Genomic DNA, 6,921 nt, shown 5'->3' on the forward strand with positions numbered 1-6,921 from the left:
CAACAACAGACCGACCCTCAATAATAAAAAGAGCACGCAACGACAAATTAAAGGGGAGCTTCGGCTCCCCTTTGTGCTTTCTGTGATTCCTGAATCCCCCGATCCCTGTGAGAGCTGGCTTGCCAGCGATTGCGGTAGAACATTCAACATTGATGCTGGCTGACCTGACGCCATCGCTGGCAAGCCAGCTCCCACAGGGTTTAGGTTACCGCTCGGTTATTTTCAGCTCCTCGATACTGATCTCGCGCATCCTGAATTTCTGGATCTTGCCCGTCACCGTCATCGGAAACGCGTCGACGAACTTGAAGTAACGCGGTGTCTTGAAATGGGCGATGCGTTCCTTGCACCAGGTTTGCAGCTCCAGCTCCGAGGCGCTATGGCCGGGGTGGAATTTGATCCAGGCGACGATTTCCTCACCGTAGCGCGAGCACGGAATACCGATCACCTGCACGTCGGCCACCGCCGGATGGGTGAAGAAGAACTCCTCCAGCTCACGGGGGTAAACGTTCTCGCCGCCACGAATGATCATGTCTTTGTTACGCCCGGCGATGTTGACGTAACCCTCATCGTTCATGCTCGCCAGGTCGCCGGTGTGCATCCACCCCGCCTCATCGATGGCTTCGGCGGTGGCCTGCGGGTTGTTCCAGTAACCGAGCATCACGCTGTAACCGCGCGTGCACAATTCGCCAATGGTGCCGCGCGGCACGAGGTTGCCGGCGGTGTCGATGATCTTGCTTTCCAGTTGCGGCTGGGTGCGCCCGACCGTGGTGACACGCAATTCCAGCTCATCAGCAGGCCCGGTCTGCAGCGACACCGGACTGGTTTCGGTCATGCCGTAGGCGATCTGCACTTCGCTCATGTGCATTTCGTTGATCACCCGGCGCATGACCTCAATCGGACAGGTGGCGCCGGCCATGATCCCGGTGCGCAGGCTCGACAGGTCGAAGGTCTGCCGCTGCGGCTGATCGAGCATGGCGATAAACATGGTCGGCACACCGTACAGCGCCGTGGCTTTTTCTTCGGCCACCGCTTGCAGGGTCAGGGCCGGATCGAAAGCGTCGTTGGGGTAGATCATCGTGCTGCCATGGGTGACGCAACCGAGGTTGCCCATGACCATGCCGAAGCAGTGATACAGCGGCACCGGAATCACCAGACGATCGGCAGTCGTCAGGCCGAGGCTTTCGCCGACCATGTAGCCGTTGTTGAGAATGTTGTAGTGACTGAGGGTCGCGCCCTTGGGGAAACCGGTGGTGCCGGAGGTGTACTGGATGTTCACCGGTTGATCGAAATGCAGACTGGCGCTGCGTTCGCGCAATTGATCGGGCGAGACGCTGACGGCCAGATCGCTGAGCTGCGACCACGGCAGAAAACCCGGCGGCGGATTGGCATCGAGGCTGATCACGCCGCGCAGCTCCGGCAGGCGTTCGCTGCGCAGCTTACCGATGGCGTGCTCGGCCAATTCTGGCGCCAGACTCTGGAGCATTGCGTGGTAATTCGAGGTTTTGAACGCTCCGGCGCAGACCAGCCACTGACAGCCGGATTGCTTGAGCACGTACTCGAGTTCGGAGCTGCGGTAGGCCGGATTGATGTTGACCAGGATCACGCCGATCTTCGCCGTGGCGAACTGGGTAATGCACCACTGCGCGCAATTCGGCGCCCAGATGCCGAGGCGATCGCCGGTCTGCAAGCCCAGTGCGAGCAAGGCCCTGGCCTGCTCATCCACCGCGTCGGCCAGTTGCCGCCAGGAGTAACGCAACTGCTGATGGCGCACCACCAACGCCTCGCCGTCCGGGTATTGCGCGACAGTCTGATCGAAGCGCTGACCGATGGTCATCGCCAGCAGGGCTTTGTCCTGAGAGCCACGGGTGTAGCTGCGCTGCGGGTTTGCACTGGGTTGATCCATGACGACCCCTATTGTCTTTATTAGTGGGTTTTCCCGGTTTTGAATCCCTGTGGGAGCGAGCCTGCTCGCGAATACGCTGCGTCATTGAGCCTTGGGGGCGACTGATACAGCGCTTTCGCGAGCACGCTCGCTCCCACCAGAAACAAACCGATATCTGATCCTGAACTGCCCTTACTCTCGCCCAAGTTGACGCTTACGTAAAGGCGATTGACAGTCGATCTCTGGAAGCTTTACGTTAACGTAAAGCTGAACGCCGATTCGTCGTGCGCTCCACCCGATAAAAAAGCCAAAAGGTGCCACATGAGCTATCCATCCCTGAATTTCGCCCTCGGTGAAACCATCGACATGCTGCGCGATCAGGTGCAGTCCTTCGTCGCCGATCAGATCGCCCCGCGTGCCGCGCAGATCGATCACGACAACCTGTTCCCCGCCGACATGTGGCGCAAATTCGGTGACATGGGCCTGCTCGGCATCACCGTGCCGGAAGAGTACGGCGGCGCGGGTCTGGGTTATCTGGCCCACGTAGTGGCGATGGAAGAAATCAGCCGTGGCTCGGCGTCGGTGGCGTTGTCCTATGGCGCGCACTCCAACCTCTGCGTCAACCAGATCAACCGCAACGGCAATCACGAACAGAAAAGCAAATACCTGCCGAAGCTGATCAGCGGCGAGCACATCGGCGCCCTGGCGATGAGCGAGCCCAACGCCGGTTCCGACGTGGTCTCGATGAAACTGCGCGCCGACAAACGTGGCGACCGCTTCGTCCTCAACGGCAGCAAAACCTGGATCACCAACGGCCCCGACGCCAACACCTACGTGATCTACGCCAAGACCGATCTGGAAAAAGGCCCGCACGGCATCACCGCGTTCATCGTCGAACGCGACTGGAAAGGCTTCAGCCGCAGCAACAAGTTCGACAAGCTCGGCATGCGCGGCTCCAACACCTGCGAGTTGTTTTTCGATGACGTCGAAGTGCCGGAAGAGAACATCCTCGGCGTGCTCAACGGTGGCGTGAAAGTGCTGATGAGCGGCCTCGATTACGAACGCGTGGTGCTCTCCGGCGGCCCGACCGGGATCATGCAGTCGTGCATGGACCTGATCGTGCCGTACATCCACGACCGCAAGCAGTTCGGCCAGAGCATCGGCGAATTCCAGCTGATCCAGGGCAAAGTCGCCGACATGTATACCCAGCTCAACGCCAGCCGCGCTTATCTGTACGCGGTGGCCCAGGCCTGCGAGCGCGGCGAAACCACGCGCAAGGACGCGGCCGGGGTGATCCTCTACACCGCCGAACGCGCCACGCAAATGGCCCTCGACGCGATCCAGATTCTCGGCGGCAACGGCTACATCAACGAATTCCCCGCCGGCCGCCTGCTGCGCGACGCCAAGCTCTACGAAATCGGCGCCGGCACCAGCGAGATCCGCCGCATGCTGATTGGCCGCGAACTGTTCAACGAGACGAAATGAATCTCGTCAGCTGCAAGCCGCAAGCTACAAGCTGCAAGAGAACCACGCTCTCGCCCCAACTTGCAGCTTGCCGCTTGTAGCTAGAAGCTGCTTACGGAGTAAGCCCCATGATTCTGCACACTCAGCTCAACCCGCGTTCAGCGGAGTTCGCCACCAACAGCGCGGCGATGCTCAAACAGGTCGACGCGCTGCACACCCTGCTCGCCCAAGTGGCGCAGGGTGGCGGTGTCAAAGCTCAGCAACGCCACACCTCGCGGGGCAAATTGCTGCCGCGCGAGCGCATCAATCGCTTGCTCGATCCGGGCTCGCCGTTTCTCGAAATCAGCCAACTGGCGGCTCACGCCGTGTATGGCGAAGACGTGCCGGCTGCCGGGGTGATCGCCGGGATCGGCCGCGTCGAAGGCGTTGAATGCATGATCGTCGCCAACGATGCGACGGTGAAAGGTGGCTCGTATTACCCGCTCACCGTGAAGAAGCACCTGCGTGCGCAGACCATCGCCCAGCAGAATCGCCTGCCGTGCATTTATCTGGTGGATTCCGGTGGTGCCAACCTGCCGCGTCAGGACGAAGTGTTTCCGGACCGCGAGCACTTTGGGCGGATCTTTTTCAATCAGGCCAACATGAGCGCCATGGGCATCCCGCAGATCGCCGTGGTCATGGGCTCGTGCACCGCAGGCGGTGCGTATGTGCCGGCGATGGCGGACGAAGCGATCATGGTGCGCAACCAGGCGACGATTTTCCTCGCCGGCCCGCCGCTGGTGAAAGCCGCGACCGGCGAAGTGGTCAGCGCCGAAGATCTGGGCGGCGCCGATGTGCACTGCAGGACCTCCGGCGTGGCCGACCATTACGCCGAGAACGATGAACACGCCCTCGCCCTCGCCCGCCGCAGCGTCGCCAACCTCAACTGGCGCAAGCTCGGCGAGGTGCAGCAGCGCACGCCGATTGCGCCGCTGTACGCCAGCGACGAGTTGTACGGCGTGGTTCCGGCTGACGCCAAGCAGCCATTCGATGTGCGCGAAGTGATCACGCGGCTGGTCGACGGTTCGGTGTTCGATGAATTCAAAGCGCTGTTCGGCACCACGCTGGTCTGCGGTTTCGCGCACTTGCACGGCTACCCGATCGCGATTCTGGCGAACAACGGCATCCTCTTCGCCGAAGCCGCGCAGAAAGGCGCGCACTTCATCGAACTGGCCTGCCAGCGCGGCATCCCGCTGCTGTTTCTGCAGAACATCACCGGTTTCATGGTCGGCCAGAAATACGAGGCCGGCGGCATCGCCAAACACGGCGCGAAACTGGTGACCGCGGTGGCCTGCGCCAAGGTGCCGAAATTCACCGTGATCATTGGCGGCAGTTTCGGTGCCGGCAACTACGGCATGTGCGGTCGCGCTTACGACCCGCGTTTTTTGTGGATGTGGCCGAACGCGCGGATCGGCGTGATGGGCGCCGAACAGGCCGCCGGCGTGCTGGTGCAGGTCAAGCGCGAACAGGCCGAACGCAGCGGTCAGGCGTTCAGCGCCGAGCAGGAGACCGAGATCAAGCAGCCGATTCTCGACCAATACGAAGAACAGGGTCACCCCTACTACTCCAGCGCGCGGCTGTGGGACGACGGCGTCATCGATCCGGCGCAGACCCGCGACGTACTGGCCCTGGCCTTGTCCGCGTCGCTGAACGCGCCAATCGAACCGAGCCGCTTCGGCGTGTTCCGGATGTGATGGGGAGAATCTGATGAACGACTTCAATACCCTCGAACTGCAAAACGACCCACGCGGTTTCGCGACGCTGTGGCTCAATCGCGCCGAGAAAAACAACGCCTTCAACGCCGAGATGATCCGCGAACTGATCCTCGCTCTCGACAAGGTCGCCAGCGATTCGAGCCTGCGCTTCCTGCTGCTGCGCGGGCGCGGCAAGCACTTCAGTGCCGGCGCTGACCTGGCGTGGATGCAGCAATCAGCGGAACTCGATTACCACACCAACCTCGACGATGCCCGCGAGCTGGCCGAGCTGATGTACAACCTCGCCAAACTGAAAATCCCCACTCTGGCTGTGGTTCAGGGCGCGGCGTTTGGTGGCGCGCTGGGCTTGATCAGTTGCTGTGACATGGCGATCGGCGCCGATGACGCGCAGTTCTGCCTGTCGGAAGTGCGCATCGGCCTGGCACCGGCCGTGATCAGCCCGTTCGTGGTGCAGGCGATCGGTGAGCGTGCGGCGCGGCGCTATGCGCTGACGGCCGAGCGCTTCAGCGGGCAGCGGGCGCGGGAGATCGGCTTGCTCGCCGAAAGCTATCCTGCGGCTGAACTGGAGCAACAGGTCGAACAGTGGATCGACAACCTGTTGCTCAACAGCCCCGCCGCCATGCGCGCCAGCAAGGACTTGCTGCGTGAAGTCGGCAACGGCGCGCTGACCCCGGCCCTGCGCCGCTACACCGAAAATGCCATCGCGCGGATTCGCGTCAGCCCTGAAGGCCAGGAAGGCTTGCGCGCCTTTCTGCAAAAACGCCCACCGAACTGGCAAGCCGCATCCACCAAGGAGTCGCGTTGATGAGCGCACCTGTGATTACCACCCTGCTGGTGGCCAACCGCGGCGAAATCGCCTGCCGCGTGATGCGCACCGCCAAGGCTTTGGGCCTGACCACCGTCGCCGTGCACAGCGCCACCGACCGCGATGCGCGGCACAGCCGTGAAGCCGATATCCGCGTGGATCTGGGCGGCAGCAAGGCTGCCGAGAGTTATCTGCAAATCGACAAGTTGATCGCCGCCGCCAAGGCCAGCGGTGCCCAGGCGATTCATCCCGGCTACGGTTTTCTCTCGGAAAACGCTGGATTCGCCCGCGCCATCGAAGCCGCCGGGCTGATCTTCCTCGGCCCGCCCGCCGCGGCCATCGATGCGATGGGCAGCAAATCCGCCGCCAAGGCGCTGATGGAAAAGGCCGGCGTGCCACTGGTGCCGGGCTATCACGGCGAAGCGCAGGACCTCGACACCTTCCGCGAAGCCTGCGAACGCATTGGTTATCCGGTGCTGCTCAAGGCCACTGCGGGTGGTGGCGGCAAAGGCATGAAAGTCGTCGAGGATGTCAGCCAACTCGCTGAAGCCCTCGCCTCGGCGCAGCGCGAAGCGCAATCGTCGTTTGGCGATTCGCGGATGCTGGTGGAAAAGTATCTGCTCAAGCCACGTCATGTGGAGATTCAGGTGTTCGCCGATCAGCACGGCAACTGCCTCTACCTCAACGAGCGCGACTGCTCGATCCAGCGTCGGCACCAGAAAGTCGTCGAAGAAGCCCCGGCGCCGGGTCTGACGCCCGAGTTGCGCCGGGCGATGGGCGAAGCGGCTGTGCGTTCGGCGCAGGCAATCGGTTATGTCGGCGCCGGCACCGTGGAGTTTTTGCTGGATGCGCGCGGCGAGTTTTTCTTCATGGAGATGAACACGCGGCTGCAAGTCGAGCACCCGGTAACCGAAGCAATCACCGGACTGGATCTGGTCGCCTGGCAGATTCGCGTCGCCCGTGGGGAAGCGCTGCCGATCACCCAGGCGCAGGTACCGCTCAATGGTCACGCGATC

The 6,921-nt window shown here is 62.2% G+C and carries 5 protein-coding genes; 4 read left to right on the plus strand and 1 reads right to left on the minus strand.

The features are described 5' to 3' along the window. Window positions 1–205: 205 nt before the first annotated feature. On the minus strand, window positions 206–1,903 hold the full coding sequence (locus tag F8N49_RS23755; RefSeq protein ID WP_151552825.1) for an AMP-binding protein: 1,698 nt from the start codon (window positions 1,901–1,903) through the stop codon (window positions 206–208). A gap of 300 nt (window positions 1,904–2,203) precedes the next feature. Between F8N49_RS23755 and F8N49_RS23760 the strand changes: the two genes are divergently transcribed. From F8N49_RS23760 to F8N49_RS23775, 4 genes are all read left to right on the plus strand, one after another. After that, window positions 2,204–3,367: an isovaleryl-CoA dehydrogenase gene (locus F8N49_RS23760; RefSeq protein ID WP_122747003.1), complete on the plus strand. Its 1,164-nt coding sequence runs from the start codon at window positions 2,204–2,206 to the stop codon at window positions 3,365–3,367. A gap of 107 nt (window positions 3,368–3,474) precedes the next feature. Further along, on the plus strand, window positions 3,475–5,079 hold the full coding sequence (locus F8N49_RS23765) for a carboxyl transferase domain-containing protein (RefSeq protein ID WP_151552827.1): 1,605 nt from the start codon (window positions 3,475–3,477) through the stop codon (window positions 5,077–5,079). 13 nt (window positions 5,080–5,092) lie between these two features. Next, window positions 5,093–5,905 carry a gamma-carboxygeranoyl-CoA hydratase gene (locus F8N49_RS23770; protein WP_016775313.1) on the plus strand — a complete coding sequence of 271 codons (813 nt, stop codon included), beginning with the start codon at window positions 5,093–5,095 and terminating at the stop codon, window positions 5,903–5,905. Next, on the plus strand, window positions 5,905–6,921 hold a 1,017-nt coding region (locus tag F8N49_RS23775), incomplete at its 3' end, for an acetyl/propionyl/methylcrotonyl-CoA carboxylase subunit alpha (RefSeq protein WP_151552829.1). The genes F8N49_RS23770 and F8N49_RS23775, both read left to right, overlap by 1 nt.

The sequence above is a fragment of the Pseudomonas sp. GXM4 genome (assembly GCF_008923895.1).
GTDB classification, from domain to species: Bacteria; Pseudomonadota; Gammaproteobacteria; order Pseudomonadales; family Pseudomonadaceae; genus Aquipseudomonas; species Aquipseudomonas atacamensis.

What these genes read in the sequence shown, in the direction of transcription:
- F8N49_RS23755 (WP_151552825.1), bottom strand. Translation starts at nt 1,903, where the DNA reads ATGGATCAACCCAGTGCAAACCCGCAGCGCAGCTACACCCGTGGCTCT.
- F8N49_RS23770 (WP_016775313.1), top strand. Translation starts at nt 5,093, where the DNA reads ATGAACGACTTCAATACCCTCGAACTGCAAAACGACCCACGCGGTTTC.
- F8N49_RS23760 (WP_122747003.1), top strand. Translation starts at nt 2,204, where the DNA reads ATGAGCTATCCATCCCTGAATTTCGCCCTCGGTGAAACCATCGACATG.
- F8N49_RS23765 (WP_151552827.1), top strand. Translation starts at nt 3,475, where the DNA reads ATGATTCTGCACACTCAGCTCAACCCGCGTTCAGCGGAGTTCGCCACC.